A 24,647-nucleotide genomic window follows, 5' to 3' on the forward strand; every position below is an offset into this window, starting at 1 on the left:
TAAAATTTATTCTTGACATATGCCGGAAATGGGGTATAATAATAATTGACATATGTCAGGAATAAGGAGGAATCAAGATGCCCAGACCCCCAAAATGCCGCCGGGTCTGCGCCCTGCCGCGCACCAGCCGCTTCCTGCCCGACGGGGGCGACGGGGAAGCGCTGCTCCCCGTGGTGCTGCTGGTGGACGAATATGAGGCCATCCGGCTGATCGATCTGGAAGGGCTGTCCCAGGAGGAGTGCGCGCAGCAGATGGAGGTGGCCCGCTCGACGGTGAGCGCCATCTACGACAGCGCCCGCAAGAAAATTGCCCAGTCCATTGTCGGTGGCAGGCGGCTGACCATCGAGGGCGGAAATTACCGCCTGTGCAGCGAGGAGGAGCGGCCCCATCGTCACCGGCGCCACTGCCGCAGGATGGGGCGGACGGTCCCCTGCTGTGCGGAGCGTGAAGAACAGGAAAAGAAGGAGTCATTATGAGAATTGCAGTAACCTATCAGGACGGACAGATTTTTCAGCACTTCGGGCATACCGAGCGCTTTAAAATTTACGATTGTGAAGACGGAGCGGTCACCCTTGCCACCACGGTGCATATGGATGGCACCGGCCACGGCGCGCTGGCGGGCGCGCTCAAAAACATGAAGGTGGATACCCTGATCTGCGGCGGGATCGGCGGCGGGGCCCGGCAGGCGCTGGCCGAGGCCGGGATCACCCTCTACCCCGGGGCGAGCGGAAGTGCGGACGAGGCGGTGCGCGACCTGCTCGCGGGCAGGCTGCAATACGACCCGGGCACCACCTGCAGCCACCACGACCATCACGGAGAAGGTCACGGGGACTGCCAGGGACACAGCTGCGGCGGAACCTGTCACTAAAACAAAAAGGCGTGCCGGGAGGAAACTCCCGGCACGCCTTTTTCATAGTTAGATGACCGCGATGACCTCGACTTCGACGAGCACGTTCTTCGGCAGGGTCTTGACCGCCACGCAGGAGCGGGCGGGCTTCCCGGTAAAGTACTTGGCATAGACCTCGTTGAAGGCGCCGAAATCGCCCATGTCCGCGATAAAGCAGGTAGTCTTGATCGCGTTCTCGAAGCAGGTGCCGGCCTCCTCGAGGATGGCGGCGATATTCTTCATCACCTGCTCGGTCTGGGCGGTGATCCCCTCAGGGATGCTGCCGTCGGCCGGGTTTATCGGAATCTGGCCGGAGGTATAGAGCATCCCGTTCACCACGATCGCCTGGGAATACGGCCCGATCGCACCGGGCGCCTTTTTGGTATCAATGACTGTTTTCATTCTGACACGCTCCAATCTATTCATTTTTCATCTTGCCGATGTAACGGTATACGGTTTGTTCCGAAACGCCCAGCAGCCCCGCCACCGAGGGGATGGTCCCCTTGACCAGGAAGACGCCCCGCCCCGAAAGGTCCTGCACCACCCGGCATTTCTGCTCGGGGGAAAGGGTCGACGCATCGGCGCCCATGGTCGCCTCGGAGATGGCGTGCGCGATAATTTCCCCCACCGAAAGGGTGAAATCCTCCTTGGCGCGGTGCTCGGGCAGCTGGCTTTCATCGATCATTAGGGCGGCGTCCAGCACCTCACGGGCGTGAATCAGCTCGCTGATGTCGATGTTGACGCACATCAGCCCGATGAGCTCGCCCTCCTCCCGGATGAAGTAGGTCGAGCAGCGCAGTAGCCGGTTTTTCGGGCCGCGGCCGGTGTAGTTGACGAGGAAGTCCTTCTGCTCGTACTGCCGTTCGGTAAACAGCCCCAAGAGGTAATCGGTGATGGTCCCGCCCACCATCCGCCCGGTCACGCCGGGGCTGGTGATGTAGATGATCGAGTGCGATAAATCGCTCAGGTCGTGGATCACCACCTCACAGTTGGGGCCCGTCATCGCCTGGATGAAATCCGCAATCGGGAAATAACGCTCGAGACGTTCACGATTAGTCAACGCTCCCAGCCCCTCTCTGTGAGAAAAATTTCTTGTATGCCTTTATTGTAGCATGATTTTCCGGTTTGTAAATCCTTTTTTCTGTGGTTTGGCGAGAAAAAGTTATCAAATCCAAAAACCGGGCCCACGGCATTTGCCGCGGGCCCGGTTTTGCTGCGACACCGCTCAGCGGCCGCAGCACTTCTTGTATTTTTTACCGCTCCCACAGGGGCAGGGGTCGTTGCGCCCGACCTTCTGGCCCTTGCGCACCGGCTGCTTCTGTTCAGGCTCGGTGCTGCCGCCCGAGGCAACCATGTCCTTGTCGTCGGCGACCTTCTCGCGCTTGGGCTCCTCAGAGTCGGTGCGCACCTGCACGGTGAAGAGGTGGCGCACCGTGTTTTCCCGGATGGAGTCGATCATGGCGTCGAACATCTCGAAGCCCTCGAGGCGGTACTCGACCACCGGGTCCTTCTGCGCGTAGGAGCGCAGGTAGATCCCCTTCTTGAGCTCCTCCATGTTGTCGATGTGGTCCATCCAGTGCAGGTCGACGTTCTTGAGCAGGATGACCCGCTCGAGCTCGCGCATGAAACGTGGGGTGAACATCTCCTCGCGCTTTTGATAGATCTCGTGCGCGCGCTTTTTGATCATCTCGCAGACGTCGTCGGCATTCGCGTCGGCCAGCTTTTCGACGTCCTCATATTCGCTGAAGTCGGTCGGGACGGTGATCCACCCGAGGAAATGGGTGCGCAGGCCCTTGAAGTCCCAGTCGTCGTGCGCGACCCCTTGGGGCAGGTAGAGGGCGACCGCCTTCTCGATGGTGTCGTCGATCATCTTGGAGATGACGTCCGCGATGTCCTCGCCGTTGAGGACCTTGTTGCGCTGGCCGTAGATGATCTCGCGCTGCTTGTTCATCACGTCGTCGAACTGCAGCACGTTTTTGCGGATCCCGAAGTTGCGCGCCTCGACCTTCTTCTGCGCCCCCTCGATGGTGTTGGCCAGGATCTTGTGCTCGATGGGCATGTCCTCCTCGATCTTGAGGGTGTCCATCAGCCCCGCGGTACGCTCGCCGCCGAACAGGCGCATGAGGTCGTCCTGGAGCGAGAGGTAAAAGCGCGTCTCGCCGGGGTCGCCCTGGCGGGCGGCGCGCCCGCGCAGCTGGTTGTCGATACGCCGCGACTCGTGGCGCTCGGTGCCGATGATAAAGAGCCCGCCGGCGGCTTTGACCTTCTCGCCCTCCTCGGCGACCACCTTCTTGTGCGCGGCCATCTGCTCCTGGAAGAGCTTTCTCGCGGCGATGATCTCCTCGTTGTCGGTGTCCGCGAAGCCGGTGGCTTCGTTGATAACCTCCTCGGAGTAGCCGGCTTTCACCAGGTCCTCCTTGGCCATCAGCTCGGCGTTGCCGCCGAGCATGATGTCGGTGCCGCGTCCGGCCATGTTGGTGGCGATGGTCACCGCGCCGTACTTACCGGCCTGGGCGACGATCTGCGCTTCCTTCTCATGGTACTTGGCGTTGAGCACTTCGTGCTTGATGCCGCGCTTTCCGAGCATCTTGGACAGGTGCTCCGACTTCTCGATCGAGATGGTGCCCACCAGCACCGGCTGGCCCTTTTCGTGGCACTCCACGATCTGGTCGATGACGGCGTTAAATTTCGCATTCTCGGTCTTATAAACCACATCGGTGTGGTCGATCCGGCGCACCGGGCGGTTGGTGGGGATCTCCACCACGTCCAGGCCGTAGATTTCGCGGAACTCCGCGTCCTCGGTCATCGCCGTACCGGTCATACCGGAGAGCTTGTCGTACATGCGGAAGTAGTTCTGGAAGGTGATGGTCGCCAGGGTCTTGCTCTCGCGGTTGACCTCGACCCCTTCCTTGGCCTCGATGGCCTGATGGAGCCCCTCGTTGTACCGCCGGCCGATCATCAGGCGGCCGGTGAACTCGTCGACGATCAGCACCTCGCCGTCGCGCACCACGTAGTCGATGTCACGGGTCATGATCCCGTGGGCCTTGATGGCCTGGTTGATGTGGTGCTGCAGGGTGGTGTTTTCCGCGTCCATCAGGTTGATGACGTTGAAATATTTCTCGGCCTTTTTGACGCCGCGCCGGGTCAGGGTGGCGGTCTTGGCCTTCTCGTCCACGATGTAGTCGGCGTCGACGTCGTCGTTGTCCTCTTTGGTGTCGACTTCCTTGACCTTGATGTAGCCTAAGGTGCGCGCGAACTGGTCGGCGACCTTATACAGGTCGGTGGACTTGTCCCCCTTGCCCGAGATGATCAGCGGGGTGCGCGCCTCGTCGATGAGGATGGAGTCCACCTCGTCCACGACGGCGTAGTTGAAGCCGCGCTGGACCATGCGCTCCTTGTAGATCTGCATGTTGTCGCGCAGGTAGTCGAATCCAAACTCGTTGTTGGTGCCGTAGGTGATGTCGCAGTCGTACATCTCCTTGCGCGCATCCGGCTCGATGGCGTGGACGATCAGGCCCACCCTGAGCCCCAAGAAGCGGTAAACCTTGCCCATCCATTCGCTGTCGCGCTTGGCCAGGTAGTCGTTGACGGTGACGATGTGCACGCCCTTGCCGCTGAGTGCATTGAGGTAGGCGGGCAGGGTGGCCACCAAGGTCTTGCCTTCACCGGTGCGCATCTCGGCGATCCGCCCCTGGTGCAGGATGATTCCGCCGATGATCTGGACCGGGAAGTGGCGCATGCCCAGCACCCGGTCGGCCGCCTCGCGGCAGGTGGCGAACGCCTCGGGCAGGATGTCGTCGAGCGTCTCGCCGGCGGCCAGGCGCCCCTTGAGCTTATCGGTCATCCCCCGCAGCTCGCTGTCCGAGAGGCGCTTAAAATCCTCCTCCAGCGCCAGTACCTTGTCGGCGATGGGCTGAATCTTTTTTACCTCTCTCTGGGAATAGGAACCAAATACCTTATTGAGCAATCCCACGAATGCCTCACCTCAAAACTTTCTTATCCGGCGCCGCTATGGACGCCAATCCTATCATCATGCCGTGAATACGGACAAAAATGCACATATTGTTATTGTACACTTTTCCCCTCCAATATGTCAAATATATCTTGAATAAATCATGTATATAGTTTAAACTTTGGCTCCCAGGCGCTGGTTATTCAGGCACCAGGCGGTCACCGCCAGCAGCACCACCCCGGCCCCGATCAGGGAGAGCGTTCCCGGGCGCTCCCCCACCGCCAGCAGCACCCACAGGGGATTGAGCAGCGGCTCGGCGACCGACACCAGCGAAGCGGTGAGCGCCGGGCAACGCCGGATGGCATAGGCGTAGAGGATATAGGGCAGGGTCTGCTGCACCAGGCCCAAAAAGAGGATGGAGCCGATCTGCGCCGCGCCGGGAACGGGCGGGGCCAAAAACCAGAAGGGCAGCGAAACGAGGAAGGTCATCCCCTGCCCGAGGATGATCACCCCGAACGGGCCGCTCTCCTCCTTGCAGGCATTGGCGCAGTAGACGTAAAACGAGGCGTTGGCCACACCGCTTAGTATGCCCACCAGATTCCCCGCAAGTCCGCCGGGGGTCAGCTGTTCGAGGAAAAACAGGGCTATACCTGAGAGGGTGACGAGCACCACCAGCACGTCGGCGCCGCGCGGGCGCTGCCGGTAGATCAGCGCGCACAGCAGCATGACGAAGACCGGGGAGGTGTACTGCAGCACGATCGCGTTGGCCGCGGTGGTCAGCTTGGTGGCCAGCACGTAGCTCAGCAGCGTCGCGCAAAGGAAGGCCCCGCCCAGTACGCCCCGGCCCGTCAGGCGCACCGGGATTTTGGCTGCCTTGCAGAAGGCGAGCAGCGAAAGGCAGGCGATCAGCCCGCGCGCGCCCGAAATCACCACCGGGTGCCAGGGCAGCAGCTTGACGAACAGTCCCCCAAAGCTCCAGAGCACGCCGCACAGCAGCATGCAGCCGGTGGCGCCGGCGGGTGAGAGCGCGCCCAGGCGGCGAAGGGGAAAAACAGCGGTTTTCGGCATGGCGGGCTCCTCCTTTGGGCCGGTTGGGCCGCAATACAAAATTTCCAGCAAATGCTTTTCATTAAACGGCAAAGATAGTATAATAACAGTATTAGCGCTCTTTTTTAAAGGGAGTATCATCCGCCGCGGCGCGTTTTTTCGGGCGGATAGGACAAATGTAAGGGCGGGCTTTGCTTTCATGGTGTTTTCAAATCTCATTTTTCTTTACCTGTTTTTGCCGCTCAATATCATACTATATTACCTGTCGAAAAACAAGACATACCGCAACCTGGTGCTGATTCTCTTCAGCCTCCTGTTCTACGCCTGGGGAGAGCCGGTCTGGGTCTTTGTCCTCATGTTTTCTGTCGGGGTGGACTACTGCAACGGCCGGATCATCGAGCGCAGCCGCGGCCGCCTCGCCGCCAAGCTGGCGCTGGCGGTCTCGGTGGGGGTCAACCTTTCGCTGCTCGGGCTCTTCAAGTACAGCGGCTTCCTCGTCTCGAGCGTCAACGCCGCCTTCGGCCTCTCGCTGCCGGTGCCGCAGTTCATCCTGCCCATCGGGATTTCGTTTTATTCCTTCCAGGCGATTTCCTATGTCGTGGACGTCTACCGCGGGGACGTGGCCGCCCAGAAGAGCTACTACAAGCTGTTGATGTACGTCTCGCTCTATCCGCAGCTGGTCGCGGGCCCGATCGTGCGCTACAGCCAGATCGCCGTCGAGATAGACGAGCGCCGCACCACCAGCCAGGACGTGAGCCTGGGGCTGACGCGCATGCTCTGCGGGCTGACCAAGAAGGTGGTGATCGCCAACGTCGCCGGCAAGCTGCTCGAAGGGTTCACCGGCGCGCCCGTGGGCACCCTGTCGGTGGCCGGGGCATGGTTTGGCATGCTGCTCTTCGGTCTGCAGATCTACTACGACTTCTCGGGCTATTCGGATATGGCGATCGGCCTCGGGCAGGTCTTCGGCTTCCACTACCAGGAAAACTTTAACTACCCCTACGTTTCCAGGAGCGTCACCGAGTTCTGGCGGCGCTGGCACATCTCGCTGAGCTCGTTTTTCCGCGACTATGTCTATATCCCGCTGGGCGGCAACCGCCGCCGCCAGTATCTCAACCTTTTCATCGTCTGGTTCCTGACCGGGCTGTGGCACGGCCCGAGCTGGAACTTTGTGCTCTGGGGGCTCTATTTCGGGGTGTTCATCGCCCTGGAGCGCCTCTTCCTCTCGAAGGTCCTGGGGCGGCTCCCGCTCGTTTTTTCCCATCTTTACCTGCTCGTGGTGGCGCTGCTGGGCTGGACGCTCTTCTACTTCGAGGACTTCGGGCGGCTGCGGGGGTATCTGGGCGTGATGTTCGGCCTCTCGGGCGCGCCGCTCTGGGAGACCAAGGTGGGGCTGGTAATCCTCAACAACCTCCTCTGGCTGATCGTGGCGCTGCTCTTCTGCCTGCCGGTGGTGCCGCACGTCAAGGCGCTGATCGCCCGGTACGCCAGCCACCGCCAGATGGTCCTGGTTCGCCTTTGCGAGACGGTGATGAACTTCGCCCTGCTCTTCCTGTGCACCTCGCTGCTGGTGGGCCAGAGCTTCAATCCATTCTTATATTTCCGCTTTTAGAGGTAAACACATGTACACCCCCAAAAACCGCAAGCGCACGCGCAAATATAACGCCGGCTACGCCGACCTGGTCAACACCGGGGCCGCCCTGCGGCGGCGGGACAGCCATTGGCGGGTGACCTCCAAGCTCAACGTGATCCTCCTGGTGGGAGTGCTCGCGTCCTTTGGCGTGCTCTCGCTGGTGCTTCCAAAGCCCACCGTGTCGGAGTATGAGAACCGCAGCCTGCAGGAGATGCCACACTTTTCGCTGCAGGGCCTTGTCTCGGGGAAGTACATCGAGGAGCTGGAGCTCTACTATTCCGACAGCTTCCCGCTGCGCGAGAATTTCGTGCGCGCGGCGGCGAATATCCAGGAGGACTTCGGGGTGGACCTGGGCGGGCGGCTGCACACCGCGCCCGACCCGGTTCATCAGGACGAGACGCCCTCCCCCGCGCCGTCCCGGCCCGAGCCCCAGGATTCGGCCGTGCCGGTGGAAAATGGATACGAGACCCCCGCCGAGGAGACGCCCGAGATCCCCACGGTGGCGGACGACGGCGCGATGGGCGAGCAGTACGGCTCGGTCTTTATCTACAAGGGCCAGGCGCTGCCGCTCTTCTCACCCAGTGAGCAGAATTCCCGCCGCTATGCGCAGGCGATCAACGACTATCACGCCGCCCTGGGCGATTCGGCGCAGATCTATAATCTCATTGTCCCCGCGCACATCGAGTTTGCGCTGCCCGAGCGGCTGCAGGACATCACTTCGCCCGAGAAGCCGAACATCGACTTCATCTACTCCCTTCTGGAGCCCGGGATCAAGCCGGTGGACGCCTATACAAACCTCCTGCTCCACAATGACGAGTACCTCTATTTCGCCACCGACCACCACTGGACGGGGCTCGGGGCCTACTACGCCTATCAGGCGTTTTGTGAGCAGGCGGGCTTTGAGCCGGTGCCGCTGGAGAGTATGGAGAAGCGCACGCTGGAAAACTTTATCGGCAGCCTTTATACCCAGACGCAGAACTCCTCGCTGCTCAAGAACCCCGACCATGTGGATTACTGGATCATCCCCACCCCGCACAAGGTGGAGCAATACCTGCGCGGCTCGCCCTACCAGGGGCGGGAGACCACCCTGCTGGGCGAGTACGCCAAGAGCCCCAACAGCTATTCGGTTTTTTTGCAGGGGGACTATCCACTGACCAAGATCACCACCAACATCAAGAACGGGCGGAAGATCGCGGTGGTCAAGGAATCCTTCGGTAACGCCTTCTCCCCCTTCCTGGTCAACCACTATGAGGAGGTCTACGTGGTGGACCAGCGCTATTTCCAGCTCAACCTGGTCGACTATATGAAGGAGCACGGCATCAACGAGCTGCTCTTCATCAACAATATTTTCGCCGCCAACACCGCGGTGCGCATTTCGGAGATCGAGCGGCTGCGCACCCAGACCTTCCTGCCCTATAACCCGCCCGCGCCAAAGGAGGAGGCATCCTCGCAGGAGAGCTCCTCCGAGGGCGGGGAGGATGAGGAAAAGGCATCCAGCTCCTCGAAGCCCGAGAAGCGTTCGGGCGGGTATGACCGGGACTACTGGGAAAAGAAGAGAGACGACTAAATCAAAAGGAGGGAGCCGGGTGTTCCAGCTCAATCTGGTAAAGTATTTCAAATCCCACACCAGCGAGACGGTGCGCGCCTATGTGCAGAACACCGTGAGCACCAGCCTGCCGGTCTACGGCGTGCCGCTGCGGGATATCCGGGCGCTGGCCAAGACGATCAGCGGGGCGGATGCCGCGGCCTATGTGGATTTCTATATGGTGCCCACCTCCTACGAGCACGCCATGCTCTCGGCGATGGTGATCGGCAGGGCGACCTACAACGATTTGGTGGAGTACATGTATATCGTGGACTCGTTCATGGATTTCGTGGACAACTGGTCGGTCTGCGACACCTTTGCCGCCGCGCTCAAGATCGTGGGCAAGCGCCGGGAGCTGTTTTGGGATTTTGTCAAAGACCTGGTGGCCAGCGGCGAGGAGTACCGCGCGCGGCTGGGGTATGTGCTGATGCTCTATTACTATCTGGACGAGCCGGCCTATTTTGAGCGGATCTGCAAGGTGATGGAGCGTTATCCCACCGAGCAGCATTTCGTGGAGTACGCCAAGGCCTGGCTGCTTTCCTACGCCTGGCGCAGCTATCCGCAGCAGACGGGCCGGTTTTTGGTGCGCTCGGGGCTTTGCGATCAGACCAAGCTGACCGCCGTGCGAAAAATATTGGCGTTCCGGGATATTCCGCAGAGCGATAAGCAGCCCGTGCGCGGTCTGCAGGACGTGCTGCAAAAGCGCGAGCGCATGCTGCGCGCCCAGCGCCGCGCCGAGGAGCGCGCCGAGGGCGGGGGGCGCCCCCGCAAGCCGAAGGCGCCCGGAGTGCGTCAGCTGGAGTATGAGCGCATCCGCGCTCTGGTGGAGAGCACCCGGTGCGAGCAGCAGGAAAAGGAGAGCAAGGTATGAGGCGGCGGCTGACGGCCCTTTTGCTGGCCATGGCGCTGCTGCTGTGCTCCTGCGGCCGGCAGGCGAAGAACGCGGGGCAGCAGCCCGAGGCGGCGGTTTTGGCGGTGGCGGTGGCGAAGGACTGCCCCGAAGCGGCGCTGCGGGTGCTGGAGGACTTCTGCGACGACATCGAGCGGCTCTCGGGGAACCGCTTGGGGGTTCAGCTGCAGCACTGGGAGGATCCGATGCTGAGCGGCGCGCAGGTGGTCTTTGCCGGGTCCGACACGCTGGCGCAGGCGCTGCCGGCCTTCGCCGCGCTGCAGGCCGACTTCACCTTCAGCTCCTTCTCCCAGATGAACGACGCGCTGAACGCTCCCACGGTGCAGGAGCTCCTGTCAGCTCCGCTGCGAAGCCGGTACGGCTACGAGGTGCAGAGCGCCTTCTACTGCGGCAGGCAGTACCTGTTGGGGGTGCGAAACGATCTGACGGGCGCGGTGCGCACGGACGATTCGGACGCCATGCGTTGGGCGGTGCGGGACGTGCGGGACGGCACGATCGAACTGCGCGCGCTGACCGTGGGCGCCTCCTTCCCCAAGGATACCCTGTATTATGCCGATACCGAGACGCTCGCCGGCCTCCTCCCTCCCCAAACCGGGGAGCTGGTGCTCTGCGACCTTGGGTACCGTTACCAAACGGGGATGCTCTGCCTGCGCGAGGGCCTGCAAAAGGAGCTGGGCCAAAGGGACTACGCCACCGTGCTGGAGGCGGCGGCAATCGCGCGCCCCGCCTGCGAGGCGGCTTACCGGCAGCTGGACGAGGAGATCGCCGCAGCCCTGCCGGACCGGGTCGGGCCCTCCACCCGCCTGCGGCGGCAGGTGCGGGAGGAACAGGCAGGCCTTACCCTCTTCCAGCAGTGGCAGCAGCTTTACCAGGCCATTGAGGAGTACGGACGCTAGGGGCAGTAAAAAGGGATGCTCGCCGTCGGCAGAAAAGGCGAGCCCGACAGAAGGTGGGGATATTTTGGCGCTTGATCTTGTGGGATGGAATGTTGTCCTGGATTCCGATCATGCAGACGAGCTGTCTGCATTTTATGAAAGACTGCTCGGCTGGACGCGGTTCAAAGGTGAAGAATATACAGTCTTGACGGACCTGGAGCAGAAGGGCCTTCCAACCTGGATTACCATTCAGCAGGCGGACGATTATGTGCCGCCCGTTTGGCCTGCGGAACGGGAAGAACAACAGCAGATGGCGCATTTGGACTTCCATGTCAAGGATGTGGAGGAAGCCGTGAAGCATGCTCTGGCATGTGGCGCCGCCATGTCTGAAATTCAATTCGATGATCGCTGGCGGGTGATGCTCGACCCTGCGGGACATCCGTTCTGTCTGCTTCCTCCCATTATGCCTTGGATGTAATCAGGACTTGCATGCAAAAAACCCGCCCCGGACGCTTTAAGCGCCCGGGGCGGGTTTTTTAACAGAAGATTATTTGATGATCTCGCCGTAGACCTCGCCGGCGCATCCGGCGGCGTTGGATTCGTCGGTGTCAATGTGCATGGCCAGCGCGAAGTCGCCGCGCACCCGGACCACCACGTCGTCGAACACCAGGCTGCGCCCGTCGGAATCGACCTTGACCTTGACGATCTGCTTGTCGCAAAGCCCCAGCGCCTCGGCGTCCCTTGGGGTGGCGTGGATGTGGCGCTTGGCGGCGATCACACCCTCGGAAAGCTCCACCTCGCCGCAGGGCCCGACCAGCTTGCAGGCGCCGCTGCCCTTGATATCGCCCGACTCACGGATGGGGGCGGCAACGCCGATGCTCCGCGCATCGGTCAAGGAGAGCTCGACCTGGGTCGCGCTACGGGTCGGCCCGAGGATGGTCACGCCGGCAAGCTCGCGCTTGGGGCCCACCACCGTCACCCGCTCGACGCAGGCGAACTGCCCCGGCTGGGAAAGGTCCTTCTTGTTGGTCAGCTTGGCGCCCTTGCCAAAGAGGGTTTCGAGGTCCTGCTCGGTCACATGCACATGGCGTGCGGAGGTTTCAACCAATACTTTGTTGTCCATATCTGTACTCCATTTCCTCGCAGAGGTATGCGGGTCTGCGGCAAGGCCTCTGCGAAAGCCCGGCCGTGCGGCGCTTTCTAAAGGCGCCGTTTCCACTTAACATTTTAAAGCCTCTCTGCATAGATTGCAAGAGGTAATTTTGCGCCCGCTTTCAGGCGTTCGGATCGATCCCCAGTTCGTCGAGCTTGGCGCGGAAGATGCGGAAATGCTCCAGTCCGATGTTGCGGAAATACACCATCTTCCCCCGCAGGAAGGACGCGGGATGATAGGTCGGGAAAAACCAGGTATCCCCGATCTTGTACCACCGCCCGCACATGTCCTCCAGGTTGGTGCGCCCCAATATCAGCGTCTGGGTGGGCAGGCTGCCCAGGGTGACGATCACCTTGGGGGCGATCAGTTCGATCTGCTTTTTTAAGAAGGTGTTGATACAAAACGCCGATTCCTTCTTGCGCGGGCTGCGCCCAAAGAGCGGCATGCACTTGACCAGCTGGGTGATGTAGATGTTCGACTGGCGGCTCATCCCCACGCTTTCCAGCAGAAAGTCGAAGATCTCCCCCGCGTCCTGCACCAGGATTTCGCCGCACTCGTCCTCCTCCCGCGACGGGTTGGTCTGGATGAACATGATCGGCGCGTGCTCGTTGCCGTAGCCGAAAATCTTATAGGTGCAAAGCGAGCAAAACGGGCACCCCTCACAGCGAAAGCAGAGCTGTTCGAGCTGCTCGAGGGACTGGGCCTCACGCGCGCGCTTCATCACCGCCGCGGCGCTCATCCCCTCGGGCGCCGCCGTTTCGGTTGCCAATTATAATCCCCCCTACTCAGTAAACCTTGGTTTGTCCCCATGATAGCACTGTGCAAAGCGGATTGCAATCATTCGCCTTAGACTCCAGCGCGGTGCGGGCGGCAAAGGCCGTGTCTGCGGCGTCTAAAGGGATGTCCGGCGGCTGTAAAACAAATGCAATGTATCATAAACAAGCCGTTTGGAATATCATAAACTAGAAAGTAAGAATACTCTCTGAAGGAGGAAACAGTATGACCGAAGGCGTCAAGCTTGTGCGGTTTTTCCTGGGCGCAAACACACCGCAGGGCTTTGTTTCGAGGTTTGACCAGCTGGAACGCCAGAAAGACAGCTGGAGTACGTATATAATAAAAGGTGGTCCGGGCAGCGGAAAGAGCACCCTGATGAAGAACCTTGCCTGCGCCATGAAGGATAACGACAGCTACATAGAGGAAATATACTGCTCGTCCGACTGCGACTCGCTCGACGGGGTGATCTTCCACGACCGCAAAGCCTCCATCGCGGACGGCACCGCGCCGCATACCCTGGAGCCGAAATTCCCCGGCGCCTATGATGAGATCGTCAATCTGTGCGAGTGCTGGGACAGCGCCAAGCTGCGCGCGCACCGGGATGAAATCATGAAGCTCAACCGCAGGATTTCAGGGATGCACGAGCAGTCCACCCGTTTCCTCGCCGCTTACAGTGCGCTGATCAGCGACAACTACCGCCTCGCGCTGGAGTGCACCAATCAGGATAAGATCCGGGATTTTGCCGGCCGGCTCGCCAACAGGGAGCTGGGCGGCGGAGTCCGCCACGACCCGCCCCACGAGGACATCCGTTTCATCAGCGCCATCTGCAACAAGGGGGTGCTGGTGCTGGAGGATACCGCCAAGGCGCTGGCCGAGCGCATTTATGTCATCGACGACGAGTATTCCGCCTCCTCGCGGATCCTGCTTTCCCATCTGCGCGCCCTCGCGCTGCAACGGGGATACGACATCATCACCTGCTACTGCCCGAGCGCGCCGTTCGAGAAGATCGAGCACCTCTTTATCCCCGCGCTCTCGCTGGGCTTCATGACCTCCAACCGGGTGCATCCGCTGGAGCTGGAGGCGTTCCGCACCCTGCACGCCCGCCGCTTCACCGACGTGGAGGCCCTGCGCCAGAAGAAGCAGCGTCTCTCCTTCAACCGCAAGGCGGCGTTCGAGATGCTCCACCAGTCCACCGAGTACCTCGCGGCGGCGAAAGAGCTGCATGACGAGCTGGAGAGCTTCTATATCGAGGCGATGGACTTTTCCCGACTGGAGAGCAAAAGAGACGAAACCATCGAAATTTTCTGCCGCGGCGATAAGGACTGAATATTCTGCTTTAAAAAAAGCCGCTCCCCGCCCATCAGCTTGAGCGGGGGGCAATTTTTGCTTTTTAAAACTTCGGACCCTTTTTCATTTGCCGGATTTGCTTGGAAAGGGAGCGCTGCCATGCCCGCTTCTCCTGCAGGTATTCCGACTTTTCGGCGGTGAAGGCGTTCTCCCGTTTCTGAGCGAGATACTGCTCCCACCGCGCGCGGGAGAGCTCTCCGCTTTCCAGCGCCGCCAAAACGGCGCAGCCCGGCTCGCTCTGGTGACGGCAGTCCGGGAAGCGGCAAAGGGGGAAGAGCGCCTCGACGTCGGAAAACGCGCTGCCGATTCCCTCGTCGGCGTCCCAGAGCCCGAGTTCCCGCATTCCCGGGGTGTCGATCACCAGCGCGCCGCCCGGCAACCGGAAGAGCTGCCGGTGGGTGGTGGTGTGCCGTCCGCGGCTATCGTCCTCGCGGATGCCCTGCACCTTCATCACCTCCTGCCCCGCCAGGGCGTTGAGCAGCGAGGACTTGCCCACGCCGGACATCCCGAGGAAAACCGCCGTCTTCCCCGGGAGAAGATAGCGCTCCAGCTCCTCCATACCGGCTCCCGTGCGGCTGGAGAGGGCGTAAACCGGGGCGCCCGGCAGGGCGAGGCGGACCTCCTCGAGCACAGGCTGCACCTCAAAGCAGAGGTCGGCCTTCGTCAGCAGAACCACCGGCTGCCCGCCGCTCGAAAGCGCCGCCGAGAGGTAGCGCTCCAGCCGGCTCAGGCGCAGGTCCCGGTTGAGGGAAGACAGGATGAAGACATAGTCGAAATTTGCCGCCACCACCTGCTGCTGCACACCTTTGGCGTATTCGGCCTTGTGCCCGCCGAAATCAGAGCGGGAAAACTGGGAGCGGCGGGGCAGCAGCCCGGTGATCCTGCTGTCCCCGGTTTCATTGTATTGGAGCAGTACGAAGTCCCCCACGCAGGGGAAATCCTGCTGCTGCCCGGCGCTGTAAAAAAATGAACCGGTGGGCGCCGCCCAAACCTCGCCGCGCAAGCAGACGGCCTTGTACCGGTCGCGGTGCTGCTCGGTGACCCGCCCGGGCAGCAGCCCGCTTACAGGTTCCAGCGGCCCGTCATAGCCGTATTCCTTTAAATCGATCATATATGGCCTCCTTGAAGCGGTTGTTTCGTTTTAAACATACCGGAACACCCATAAACCATCCCCCCTTGTTAAGATGAACAGAGCCGGCGTGATTATGCCCGTAAAGACGGACAACCACGCCGGCCCGCGTATTGTAAATTTTAGAAAATCGAGAAGGCCACCACCAGGCTGGCGAAGACGATCGAGACCATCGACAGGAGCTTGATCAGGATGTTGATCGACGGGCCGGAGGTGTCCTTGAACGGATCGCCCACCGTGTCGCCCACCACGGCGGCCTTGTGGGCCTCGCTGCCCTTGCCGCCGTGCGCGCCGCCCTCGATGTACTTCTTGGCGTTGTCCCAGGCGCCGCCGGAGTTGGCCATCATCACGGCCAGGATGAACCCGGTCACCGTCGCGCCCGCGAGCATCCCGGCGACCCCGTTGACCCCCAGCACCAATCCGACGATGATCGGCGCGGCGACCGCCAGCAGGGCGGGCAGGATCATCTCATGCTGCGCGCTGCGGGTGCAGATATCCACGCACTTGGCGTAGTCGGGATCGACCTTGCCGTCCATCAGGCCGGTGATCTCCTTAAACTGCCGCCGCACCTCGACGACTATACTCTGCGCCACCTTGCCCACCGACTCCATGGTCAGCGCGGCGAAGAGGAAGGGCAGCGCACCGCCCACGAAGAGGCCGACGAGCACGGTCGGATTGGTGATCGACAGATCGAACACAAAGTCGGGCGCAAGCACCTTGATCTCGGCGATGTAGGAGGCGATCAGCGCCAGCGCGGTCAGCGCGGCCGAGCCGATGGCAAAGCCCTTTCCGGTCGCGGCGGTGGTGTTGCCCAGTGAATCCAGCGCGTCGGTGCGCTCGCGCACCTCCTCGCCCAGGTGGGCCATCTCGGCGATTCCGCCCGCGTTGTCCGCGACCGGGCCGTAAGCGTCGGTGGCCAGGGTGATGCCCAGCGTTGAGAGCATGCCCACGGCGGACAGGCCGATCCCGTAAAGGCCCATGTTGAAGTCCGCGCCGCCGCCCGAAACGTAGTAGCTCACCAGCACCGACACGCCCACGATCAGTACCGGCAGCACGGTGGAGAGCATCCCCAGCGACAGGCCGCTGATGATGATGGTGGCGGGGCCGGTCAGGGAGGAGCCCGCCAGCTTGCGCGTCGGCTTATAGCTGTCCGAGGTGTAGTATTCGGTGACCACGCCGATCAAAATACCGGCGCAAAGTCCCGAAAGGATCGCAAAATAAAGGCCTATGTACTGGGACCCGAGCCCGAAGTAGATCAGCGGGAAAGCGACGATCGCAATCAACCCGGCACTGATCCAGACCCCGCGGCGCAGGGCGCTCAGGAGGTTTTTCTGGCTGGCGCCCTCCTTGGTCGAGACGAAGAACGAGCCGATGATCGAAGCGAGAATCCCGATCGCGGCCATCTCCATCGGGATGGTCACCCCATGGAAGCCCAGCCCGGCGGCAACCGCGAGCGCGCCGGTGGAAATGATCGAGCCGACGTAGGATTCGTACAGGTCGGCGCCCATGCCGGCCACGTCGCCCACGTTGTCGCCGACGTTGTCGGCGATGACCGCCGGGTTGCGCGGGTCGTCCTCCGGGATGCCGACCTCGACCTTGCCGACCAGGTCGGCGCCCACGTCGGCCGCCTTGGTGAAGATCCCGCCGCCCACCCGGGCGAAGAGCGCCATGGAAGAGGCGCCCATGCCGAAGGTGAGCATGGCCGAGGTGATCGCCTGGACCTGGGCGTCCTCGAGCGCCTGGCCCGCCGCCAGCACCAGGTGGGCGGGATTGGAATACCAGAATTTCAGGAAATAGTACCAGAAGGAAATATCGAACAGCCCGAGCCCGACCACGACGAAGCCCATCACCGCGCCCGCCGAGAAGGCGACGCGCAGCCCGCTGTTGAGGCTGTGGCGCGCGCTGTTGGCGGTGCGGGAGTTGGCGGCCGTGGCGATCTTCATCCCGATGAAGCCGCTGAGGCCCGAGAAGAAGCCGCCCGTGACAAAAGCAAAGGGCACGAACATGGTAAGGAAACCGCTCATTGCCAGGATCAAGAGTACGACGAACATCACAACGAAGAAGATCAAAACGCCCATATACTGCCGCTTGAGATAGGCGTTGGCCCCCTGCTGCACCGCGCCCGAGATTTTTTTCATCAGGTCGGTGCCCTGGTCGGCCTTTAAAACCCTGCGCGCCAGATAGAGTGCGAAAAGCAGCGCCAGGATCGAGCCGGCCGGGGCCAGAATGGTAAGACTCATGCAAAACCCTCCATACTCAAATTGAGAATCCGAAAATCCTCTAGCCTAAGTATATTCTTGGGGATGGCAAACTTTCAAGATTCGTTTTGAATAGAGAAAATGTTTTTTTTTGTTGGTTTTGCATAATTGTTTTTTTATAAGCGAAAACGGCCGAGCCGCAGGGCGTTGAGCACCACCGAAACCGAGCTGAGGCTCATCGCCGCGGCGGCGAGCATGGGGCTCATGAGCGGCCCGCCGAAGAGGTAGAGCGCGCCGGCGGCCACCGGGATCCCCACGGTGTTGTAACAGAAGGCCCAGAAGAGGTTCTGCTTGATGTTGCGGATCGTCGCCCGGCTGAGGTTAATGGCGTAGAGCACGTCCCGCAGGTCGCTGCGCACCAGCACGATGTCCGCCGACTCGATGGCGACGTCGGTGCCCGAGCCGATGGCGATTCCCACGTCCGCCTGCGCCAGCGCGGGCGCGTCGTTGATCCCGTCGCCCACCATGGCCACGGTGTCACCCTGCGCCATCAGCTGGCGCACCTGCTCGCTCTTTTGGTGGGGCAGCACTTCGGAGAGGACCTCGCGGATCCCCACCGCTTTCGCGATCGCGGCTGCGGTGGCCCGGTTGTCCCCCGTCAGCATGGCGGTGCGCAGCCCGAGGCGGTGGAGCTCCCGCACGGTGTGGGCGCTGTGCTCCTTGATGGTGTCCGCCACCGCCACCAGCCCTTGCAGCGTGCCGCCGGCGGCGAGGAACATCGGGGTCTTGCCCTCCCCCGCCAGCCGCTCGGCCTGCTCCAGCGCGGGAGCGGGTGAGATCTCCCGTTCCTCCATCAGGGCGCGGTTGCCTAAAAGCACCGTTTCCCCTTCGATCTGTACCTCGATCCCCCGGCCGGTCAGGGAATGGAAGCCGGTGATGGGCAGCAGCGGCACCCCGTCCTCTTTGGCGCGCGCGAGGATCGCTTCGCCCAGCGGGTGCTCCGAGCCCTGCTCGGCGCTGGCGGCCAGACCGAGCAGCCGCCGCTCGTCCCCCGAAACCGCCCACAGGTCGGTTACCTGCGGCTTTCCTTCGGTGATGGTGCCGGTCTTATCGAAGACAATGGTGCGAACCTTGTGCGCGACCTCGAGCGCCTCGGCGTTTTTGAAGAGGACTCCGTTCTGCGCGCCCTTGCCGGTACCGACCATGATCGCGGTCGGGGTCGCCAGCCCCAAGGCGCAGGGGCAGGCGATGACCAGCACCGAGACGAAGATGGTGAGCGAAAACTCCACATCCCGCCCGGCGAGGAACCAACCCGCTCCGGCGAGGACGGCGATGAGCAGCACGGCGGGCACGAACCAACCGGAGATAATGTCCGCGAGCTTGGCGATCGGCGCCTTGGAACCCTGCGCCTCCTCGACCAGGCGGATGATCTGGCTCAGGGCGGTGTCCTTGCCCACCCGGGTGGCCTCGAAGCGGAAGTACCCGTTTTTATTGACGCTGCCGCCCACGACCTTATCCCCGGCGGCCTTGTCCACCGGCAGGCTCTCGCCGGTGAGCATGCTTTCGTCCACGCTGCCCTCCCCCTCGGTGATGGTGCCGTCCACCGGGATGCGCTCGCCGGGCTTGACGATCACCACATCCCCCGGGACGATCTGCTCGATGGGCACCTGCTGCTCCTGCCCGTCCCGCACGACGAGCCCGTTTTTTGGGGTGAGGCCCATCAGCTTCTGGATGGCGTCGCCGGTGTGGTTGCGGGAGCGCTGCTCCAGGAACTTGCCGAGCATGACCAGGGTGATGATGGTGGCGGTGGACTCAAAATAGAGCCCATGGTGCGCTGCCATGTGATCCCCCGCATAGATGCGCACCAAGGAATAGATACTATAGAGGAAGGCGGCGCTGGTGCCGATGGCAATGAGGGAGTCCATATTCGGCCGCAGCCTCAAAAGGGAGGTGAAGCCGACGGTATAGAAGCGGTACCCGGCGAGCAGGACCGGCAGGCAGAGCAGAAGCTGCGTGACGGCGAAGGCGAAGGGATGCGCCATCGGGTCGAGGAAGCCGGGAAAAGGCAGGGAAACGGGGAGCATGGGCGCCATGGCGAGGTAGAGCAGCGGGAGGGTGAAGGCGGCGCAGAACCAGAGCTTGACCCGGGCGGTATTGAGCTCGCGGCGCTTTCGCTCGCGCAGCTGATCGGGGGAAGCCTGCTGCGGCTCGATGACCGAGAAGCCGGCCTTTAAGATGATATCGCGGATGCGCGCGGGCGAGAGGGCACGCTCGTCGAATTCGATCTGCGCGCTTTCGGATGCGAGGTTGACGCGCGCGGAAGCGATGCCTTCGTTTTTGCGCAGGGCGCGTTCGATGCCGGCGGCACAGGCGGCGCAGGTCATTCCGCCTATACGGATGGTGATGGACTGCATAAGAATTCCCCCCGATTTCACAAATGTACTAACACTAGCTTGTGAAACGGGGGGCCGAATATGAATGCCAGCTTTTCACAGGCGGCAGGCTGCCGCCCCCGATTCGCGAAAGAACTAGTTTTACAAGGTGCAAATGCGCAGCCCGCGCTTTGAACGGGAGGGTTTCCAAAGGGCCCAAGGCCCTTTGGCGGGTGTCCAGCGGGCGGAGCCTGCTGGGCGCTCCCCGCAGGGAGCGAAACTCTTTAGCGTCAGCGAAGCGCAGGGAGGGGAGGCCGAGCTTCCAGTGGAAGGTCGGACGGGGAAACCCCAAGAGGGGGTTCCCCAATGCGGCAAAGCCGCAAAAAAAGCCGCCGAACACCCTCGGCGGCCTACTGGTTCTTTTTCTCTTCTTCGTTTCTCGCTTGTATATGCTCCCAGAGGACTTTATTAATATACTCGGAAAAGCTCGTTCTGCCATTCACAGCATAATTCTTTATCTCGTAAATAATATCTTGGTCTAAAGAAATGCTTACCTTCGCTTTCAAGGGCCTTTTATCATACGCTTGACCTTCAACGCTCATTAACAGTCCACCTTTCTACGTACTTAGTCTAGCATAAAATGCTAGAATATCCTGCTATTTCTTACTAAGTAGTATTTAGTATTACTGTAAAAAGTCAATAATATGCAGATCAAACTTGTTAGAAAGCAAGCGGAGAGAAGACAGAATGAAAAGAAAACCCTTTCGGCTCTACGGCTCCTACGTCGCCGTCCTGCTCGAGCTCTTGGCCCTGCTCAAGGGTTGTTCCATCCAAATCGAAAAGGAGGTATCCCCCTGCGCGCGCACAGGGGATTCCATCTCCGCCGGGGAACAGGACGCTCCCGGGGAGCAGGCTTTTTAGGGGAACCCCCTCTTGGGGGTTCCCCCTCGGCCCTCCACTGGAGGCCCGATTCCCCCTCCCCGCGCCTTTACATTTTTATGAGGGCTCCTCGCCCTCAAACTCCCCGCCAAGAGGGCGTCGCCCTCTTGGAACTCCGTTTTGCGCGCAACAGAAAAACGCGGTGGAGAAATCCACCGCGTTTTTTATTTGTTCTTTACCATGCTCGCGTTCAGGATGCGGGCTGAGCATTGCCGACCTGCAAATTCAATCTTTCGCGTCCAGGGGGCGGTGGCTCACCGCCGCTCCAGGTTCTGCTCCCGGCCCGGGCCGACTCCGACCATAATGATCGGGCAGTCGCACAGGCGCTCCAGCGTCTCCACATAGTCTTTGCATGCCTGCGGCAGCTCGTCGTAGCTGCGGCAGCCGGAAAGGTCGCCCTCGAACCCGTCGATCTCGGTGTATACCGGCGTGCACTCGGCCAGCTCCTCCAACGAGGGCGGGAAGTCGTTTAGCACGCTCCCGTCCGGCTTCTTGTAAGCCGAGCAGACCTTGAGCCTGCCGATCCCGCTGAGCGTGTCCAGCTTGTTGAGCGCGAGGCCGGTCAGGCCGTTTACCCGCACCGCATGGCGCAGGATTACCGCGTCGAACCAGCCGCACCGGCGCGGACGCTTGGTCACTGTGCCGAACTCGTGCCCCCGCTCCCGGATCAGGTCGCCCGTCTCATCGAACAGCTCGGTCGGGAACGGGCCCTCGCCCACCCGGGTGGTGTACGCCTTGCACACCCCGATCACCTCTTCGATGCAGGTCGGGCCGATCCCGCTGCCCGTGCAGACGCCGCCCGCCACCGGGTTCGAGCTGGTCACGAACGGATAGGTCCCAAAATCCAGGTCCAGCAGCGTGCCCTGCGCGCCCTCGAACAGCACCTGTTTGCCCGCCTTGATCGCGTTGTAGGTCAGCACCGACACGTCCGCCACGTACTGCCGCAGCCGCTTGCCGTATTCGGCGTACTCGGCGATTACCGCGTCCAGGTCGATCGGCGGCTGCCCGTAGACCCTCGTGATGATCTCGTTTTTATTCTCCCCCGACGCGCGCGCCTTCTTTTCCAGCAGCGCGGGGTCGATCAGGTCGCAGATGCGAATCGAGGTGCGCTCCGCCTTCTCCATGTAGCACGGGCCGATCCCGCACCCCGTGGTGCCGATCTTGCCGCCGCCCAGCGCCCGCTCGCTCATGCCGTCCAGCGCGATGTGCCAGGGCATGATGACGTGCGCGCGCGGGTCGATCCGCAGATTGTCACAGGTGATCCCCCGGGCCTTCAGCCCGTCGATCTCGCCTAAAATCACCTTTGGGTCCACCACCACGCCGCAGCCGATCAGGCAGAGCGTTTCGGGGTAGAGGATCCCGGACGGGATCAGGCGCAGCTTGTAGACCTCGCCGCCGCTTTCCACCGTATGTCCCGCGTTGTTGCCGCCCTGCGAGCGGACCACCACCTGCGCGCGGGATGCGAGGATGTCGATGACCTTCCCCTTGCCTTCGTCGCCCCACTGGACGCCTACCACTACTTTTGTCGGCACAGCAAACCCTCATTTCCTATATTCAATCGCCGTTTTTAACATGCTAAACCGTGAAACCCAACAGGGGTATTATAGCAAACAATGCCGCCGGATTCAACCGGCAGGGGCAAGTTTGTCGCTTGCTGGCATTTTTTCTGCACGCTTGTGCGCCGGGCGCGGCCGTGCTATAGTAAAGGCGACTGGCAGGAAGGAAGGATAGGACATGAAATTTGACGGCATCGTTTTCGATTTTAACGGCACCCTCTTCTGGGATTCCCCCAAGCATGTGCAGGCCTGGAAGAGCTTTTCCAAGGAGCTGCGCGGCAGCGAGTTTACCGACCGCGAAATGAAGGAACACGTCCTGGGCCGGGTCAACGACGAGATCATCCGCTACCTCGCCGGGGAGCGCCTGAGCGCGCAGGAGGTGCAGGCGTTTTCGCTCGAGAAGGAGCGCGTCTACCGCGCCCTCTGCGAGCAGGACCCGGCGCATACCGTGCTTGCCCCCGGGGCGGCCCGCCTGCTCGACTTTTTAAAGGAACGGGGAATTCCCCGCAACATCGCCACCGCCTGCGAGAAAACCAACATCGATTACTACCGTGAAAAGTTTTCGCTGGACCGCTGGTTCGATTTTGAAAAGATCGTCTACGACGACGGCACCCGCCCCGGAAAGCCCGCGCCCGACATCTATCTTGCGGCCATGCGGCGCCTGGGGCTGGCGCCGGGGCGCTGCGTGGTGGTGGAGGACGCCCTCTCGGGGATCGAGTCCGCCCGGCGCGCCGGGGCCGGGCTGATCGCGGCCATCGCCCCCGAAGAGCGCCGCACGGAGCTTGCGGCCACCCCGGGGGTGGATGTGCTGCTGCGCGACTTTGACGACCTGGACCGGGGACTGTTTATAAGCAGGTAGTGAATTTTTATTCATTTTACACCATTTTTGCCGCCCGGGAAAAAAGATTTGCTCAGGTTGAACAAAATTACATGTTTAATGAATAAATATTCAAGAATATCTTGATTTCTGGCAAAACTGGTGTATAATTATGCTTATAACGAAGATGGAAATGAAGAAGCGGAGGCAGAACATTATGAATCAAACCGAGAAGAAATATAAAAAGGTAGTCCTTGCCTATTCGGGGGGGCTGGACACCTCGGTCATCATCCCGTGGCTCAAGGACAACTACGGCTGCGAGGTCATTGCGGTCGCCGGGGACGTCGGCCAGGGCAAGGAGCTCTCGGGGCTCGAGGAGCGCGCGCTGAAAACCGGGGCGTCCAAGCTCTATATCGAGGACCTGACCAAGGAGTTCGTAGACGAGTATATCATCCCGACCATGCAGGCCGGGGCGGTCTACGAGGGCAAGTACCTGCTGGGCACCTCGTTTGCGCGTCCGATCATCGCCAAGAGGCTGGTCGAGATCGCCAAGAAGGAGGGCGCGGACGCCATCGCGCACGGCTGCACCGGCAAGGGGAACGACCAGGTGCGCTTCGAGCTGGCCATCAAGGCCTTCGCGCCCGAAATGGGGATTATCGCGCCCTGGAGGACCTGGGAGCTCAAGTCCCGCGAGGACGAGATCGAGTACGCCGAAAAGCATAACATCGAGATTCCCCTGACCAAGGAGACCAACTACTCCAAGGACAAGAACCTCTGGCATCTCTCGCACGAGGGGCTCGACCTCGAGGACCCCAAGAACGAGCCGGACTACGACAAGATCCTGGAGATGGGCGTCTCCCCCGAAAAGGCGCCGGACAAGGCGACCTACGTCACACTCACCTTTGTCAAGGGCGTGCCGGTTGCGCTCGACGGCAAGGAGCTGGACAGCGTCGAGCTGATTAAAACGCTCAACAAGCTCGGGGGCGAGAACGGGATCGGGATCATCGACATGGTGGAAAACCGCCTGGTCGGGATGAAGAGCCGGGGCGTCTACGAGACTCCGGGCGGCGCCATCCTCTACCACGCGCACGGTATGCTCGAGGAGATCTGCCTGGACAAGGAGACCCAGCACTACAAGGCGCTGGTGGCGCAGAAATTCAGCGAAATCGTCTACAACGGCCAGTGGTACACCCCGCTGCGGGAGGCGCTGTCCGCCTTCGTGGAGAGCACCCAGAAGACGGTGACGGGCGACGTCAAGCTCAAGCTCTACAAGGGCAATATCATCGGCGCGGGGATGACCTCGCCCTACTCCCTCTACTCGGAGGAGGTCGCGACCTTCGGCGAGGACAACGTCTACGACCAGATGGATTCCCAGGGCTTCATCAACCTGTTCGGGCTGCCCATCAAGGTCAAGGCGCTGCTCGATGAGAAGCGCGGCAAATAAGGGAAACGATCAAAACCCGGCTGTCGGGCCGCA

At 61.5% G+C, this 24,647-nt stretch carries 22 protein-coding genes; 11 read left to right on the top strand and 11 right to left on the bottom strand.

Going from position 1 to position 24,647, the window contains the following annotated elements; all coding sequences use genetic code 11:
* Positions 1–77 precede the first annotated feature (77 nt).
* Positions 78–476 (top strand): DUF134 domain-containing protein, encoded by a 399-nt coding sequence (locus tag EDD78_RS01150; protein WP_132083577.1) that lies wholly within the window; start codon positions 78–80, stop codon positions 474–476.
* Positions 473–868, top strand: coding sequence for a NifB/NifX family molybdenum-iron cluster-binding protein (locus EDD78_RS01155; RefSeq protein WP_132083579.1), 396 nt, complete (start codon positions 473–475; stop codon positions 866–868). The genes EDD78_RS01150 and EDD78_RS01155 overlap by 4 nt, the downstream gene beginning before the upstream one ends.
* A 48-nt stretch (positions 869–916) precedes the next feature.
* Here EDD78_RS01155 and EDD78_RS01160 read toward each other — a convergent pair whose 3' ends face one another.
* From EDD78_RS01160 to EDD78_RS01175, 4 genes are all read right to left on the bottom strand, one after another.
* Complete coding sequence (locus EDD78_RS01160; protein WP_132083581.1) at positions 917–1,288, bottom strand: RidA family protein; 372 nt, start codon at positions 1,286–1,288, stop codon at positions 917–919.
* A 16-nt stretch (positions 1,289–1,304) separates the two neighbouring features.
* The gene (locus tag EDD78_RS01165; protein ID WP_079700328.1) at positions 1,305–1,946 is read right to left on the bottom strand and encodes a helix-turn-helix transcriptional regulator; all 642 of its coding nucleotides are present in this window, start codon (positions 1,944–1,946) and stop codon (positions 1,305–1,307) included.
* Positions 1,947–2,111: 165 nt separating this feature from the next.
* Complete coding sequence (secA, locus tag EDD78_RS01170) at positions 2,112–4,859, bottom strand: preprotein translocase subunit SecA (protein WP_132083583.1); 2,748 nt, start codon at positions 4,857–4,859, stop codon at positions 2,112–2,114.
* A gap of 153 nt (positions 4,860–5,012) precedes the next feature.
* A complete protein-coding gene (locus EDD78_RS01175) occupies positions 5,013–5,906 on the bottom strand; it encodes a DMT family transporter (protein WP_165873056.1) in 894 nt (297 codons plus the stop codon).
* 178 nt (positions 5,907–6,084) lie between these two features.
* Between EDD78_RS01175 and EDD78_RS01180 the strand changes: the two genes are divergently transcribed.
* From EDD78_RS01180 to EDD78_RS14145, 5 genes are all read left to right on the top strand, one after another.
* A complete protein-coding gene (locus EDD78_RS01180; RefSeq protein WP_132083587.1) occupies positions 6,085–7,494 on the top strand; it encodes an MBOAT family O-acyltransferase in 1,410 nt (469 codons plus the stop codon).
* Between the two features lie 10 nt (positions 7,495–7,504).
* Positions 7,505–9,082 carry a DHHW family protein gene (locus EDD78_RS01185; RefSeq protein ID WP_079700332.1) on the top strand — a complete coding sequence of 526 codons (1,578 nt, stop codon included), beginning with the start codon at positions 7,505–7,507 and terminating at the stop codon, positions 9,080–9,082.
* Between the two features lie 19 nt (positions 9,083–9,101).
* Entirely contained in the window at positions 9,102–9,971 is an 870-nt protein-coding gene (locus EDD78_RS01190) for a DNA alkylation repair protein (protein ID WP_159449077.1), read from the top strand.
* Positions 9,968–10,906, top strand: a complete 939-nt coding sequence (locus EDD78_RS14140) for a hypothetical protein (protein ID WP_132083589.1) — start codon at positions 9,968–9,970, stop codon at positions 10,904–10,906. Before EDD78_RS01190 ends, EDD78_RS14140 begins: the two co-directional genes overlap by 4 nt.
* A gap of 64 nt (positions 10,907–10,970) precedes the next feature.
* The gene (locus EDD78_RS14145) at positions 10,971–11,363 is read left to right on the top strand and encodes a VOC family protein (RefSeq protein ID WP_286170661.1); all 393 of its coding nucleotides are present in this window, start codon (positions 10,971–10,973) and stop codon (positions 11,361–11,363) included.
* A gap of 69 nt (positions 11,364–11,432) precedes the next feature.
* Here EDD78_RS14145 and pduL read toward each other — a convergent pair whose 3' ends face one another.
* Positions 11,433–12,008, bottom strand: a complete 576-nt coding sequence (gene pduL, locus EDD78_RS01205) for a phosphate propanoyltransferase (protein WP_079700335.1) — start codon at positions 12,006–12,008, stop codon at positions 11,433–11,435.
* Between the two features lie 151 nt (positions 12,009–12,159).
* Complete coding sequence (locus EDD78_RS01210; RefSeq protein WP_079700336.1) at positions 12,160–12,807, bottom strand: uracil-DNA glycosylase; 648 nt, start codon at positions 12,805–12,807, stop codon at positions 12,160–12,162.
* A 230-nt stretch (positions 12,808–13,037) separates the two neighbouring features.
* Between EDD78_RS01210 and EDD78_RS01215 the strand changes: the two genes are divergently transcribed.
* A complete protein-coding gene (locus EDD78_RS01215) occupies positions 13,038–14,138 on the top strand; it encodes a hypothetical protein (protein WP_079700337.1) in 1,101 nt (366 codons plus the stop codon).
* Between the two features lie 64 nt (positions 14,139–14,202).
* Here the strand turns inward: EDD78_RS01215 and rsgA are convergent, their stop codons facing one another.
* From rsgA to EDD78_RS01235, 4 genes are all read right to left on the bottom strand, one after another.
* Complete coding sequence (gene rsgA, locus EDD78_RS01220; protein ID WP_117507663.1) at positions 14,203–15,270, bottom strand: ribosome small subunit-dependent GTPase A; 1,068 nt, start codon at positions 15,268–15,270, stop codon at positions 14,203–14,205.
* A 140-nt stretch (positions 15,271–15,410) separates the two neighbouring features.
* A complete protein-coding gene (locus EDD78_RS01225) occupies positions 15,411–17,528 on the bottom strand; it encodes a sodium-translocating pyrophosphatase (RefSeq protein WP_117507661.1) in 2,118 nt (705 codons plus the stop codon).
* A 134-nt stretch (positions 17,529–17,662) separates the two neighbouring features.
* Complete coding sequence (locus tag EDD78_RS01230) at positions 17,663–19,900, bottom strand: heavy metal translocating P-type ATPase (protein ID WP_079700340.1); 2,238 nt, start codon at positions 19,898–19,900, stop codon at positions 17,663–17,665.
* A 368-nt stretch (positions 19,901–20,268) separates the two neighbouring features.
* The gene (locus tag EDD78_RS01235) at positions 20,269–20,460 is read right to left on the bottom strand and encodes a toxin-antitoxin system protein (protein WP_117507659.1); all 192 of its coding nucleotides are present in this window, start codon (positions 20,458–20,460) and stop codon (positions 20,269–20,271) included.
* 145 nt (positions 20,461–20,605) lie between these two features.
* On the opposite strand from EDD78_RS01235, the gene EDD78_RS13870 reads away from it, so the two are divergent.
* Entirely contained in the window at positions 20,606–20,779 is a 174-nt protein-coding gene (locus EDD78_RS13870) for a hypothetical protein (RefSeq protein WP_165873057.1), read from the top strand.
* A 272-nt stretch (positions 20,780–21,051) separates the two neighbouring features.
* Here EDD78_RS13870 and EDD78_RS01240 read toward each other — a convergent pair whose 3' ends face one another.
* Positions 21,052–22,329, bottom strand: a complete 1,278-nt coding sequence (locus tag EDD78_RS01240; RefSeq protein WP_117507657.1) for an adenylosuccinate synthase — start codon at positions 22,327–22,329, stop codon at positions 21,052–21,054.
* A 202-nt stretch (positions 22,330–22,531) separates the two neighbouring features.
* On the opposite strand from EDD78_RS01240, the gene EDD78_RS01245 reads away from it, so the two are divergent.
* Complete coding sequence (locus EDD78_RS01245) at positions 22,532–23,212, top strand: HAD family hydrolase (RefSeq protein WP_132083591.1); 681 nt, start codon at positions 22,532–22,534, stop codon at positions 23,210–23,212.
* 175 nt (positions 23,213–23,387) lie between these two features.
* Positions 23,388–24,614, top strand: a complete 1,227-nt coding sequence (locus EDD78_RS01250) for an argininosuccinate synthase (RefSeq protein WP_132083593.1) — start codon at positions 23,388–23,390, stop codon at positions 24,612–24,614.
* Positions 24,615–24,647 lie beyond the last annotated feature (33 nt).

Source organism: Harryflintia acetispora, assembly GCA_004340125.1.
GTDB classification, from domain to species: domain Bacteria; phylum Bacillota; class Clostridia; order Oscillospirales; family Ruminococcaceae; genus Harryflintia; species Harryflintia acetispora.

Excerpts from the sequence above, each read along its gene's own strand:
- EDD78_RS14140 (WP_132083589.1), top strand. The coding sequence starts at position 9,968 with ATGAGGCGGCGGCTGACGGCCCTTTTGCTGGCCATGGCGCTGCTGCTG.
- EDD78_RS01215 (WP_079700337.1), top strand. The coding sequence starts at position 13,038 with ATGACCGAAGGCGTCAAGCTTGTGCGGTTTTTCCTGGGCGCAAACACA.
- EDD78_RS01225 (WP_117507661.1), bottom strand. The coding sequence starts at position 17,528 with ATGAGTCTTACCATTCTGGCCCCGGCCGGCTCGATCCTGGCGCTGCTT.
- EDD78_RS01230 (WP_079700340.1), bottom strand. The coding sequence starts at position 19,900 with ATGCAGTCCATCACCATCCGTATAGGCGGAATGACCTGCGCCGCCTGT.
- EDD78_RS01160 (WP_132083581.1), bottom strand. The coding sequence starts at position 1,288 with ATGAAAACAGTCATTGATACCAAAAAGGCGCCCGGTGCGATCGGGCCG.
- EDD78_RS01245 (WP_132083591.1), top strand. The coding sequence starts at position 22,532 with ATGAAATTTGACGGCATCGTTTTCGATTTTAACGGCACCCTCTTCTGG.
- EDD78_RS01150 (WP_132083577.1), top strand. The coding sequence starts at position 78 with ATGCCCAGACCCCCAAAATGCCGCCGGGTCTGCGCCCTGCCGCGCACC.
- pduL (WP_079700335.1), bottom strand. The coding sequence starts at position 12,008 with ATGGACAACAAAGTATTGGTTGAAACCTCCGCACGCCATGTGCATGTG.
- EDD78_RS01250 (WP_132083593.1), top strand. The coding sequence starts at position 23,388 with ATGAATCAAACCGAGAAGAAATATAAAAAGGTAGTCCTTGCCTATTCG.
- EDD78_RS13870 (WP_165873057.1), top strand. The coding sequence starts at position 20,606 with ATGAAAAGAAAACCCTTTCGGCTCTACGGCTCCTACGTCGCCGTCCTG.
- EDD78_RS01175 (WP_165873056.1), bottom strand. The coding sequence starts at position 5,906 with ATGCCGAAAACCGCTGTTTTTCCCCTTCGCCGCCTGGGCGCGCTCTCA.
- rsgA (WP_117507663.1), bottom strand. The coding sequence starts at position 15,270 with ATGATCGATTTAAAGGAATACGGCTATGACGGGCCGCTGGAACCTGTA.
- EDD78_RS01185 (WP_079700332.1), top strand. The coding sequence starts at position 7,505 with ATGTACACCCCCAAAAACCGCAAGCGCACGCGCAAATATAACGCCGGC.
- EDD78_RS01155 (WP_132083579.1), top strand. The coding sequence starts at position 473 with ATGAGAATTGCAGTAACCTATCAGGACGGACAGATTTTTCAGCACTTC.
- EDD78_RS01235 (WP_117507659.1), bottom strand. The coding sequence starts at position 20,460 with ATGAGCGTTGAAGGTCAAGCGTATGATAAAAGGCCCTTGAAAGCGAAG.
- EDD78_RS01180 (WP_132083587.1), top strand. The coding sequence starts at position 6,085 with ATGGTGTTTTCAAATCTCATTTTTCTTTACCTGTTTTTGCCGCTCAAT.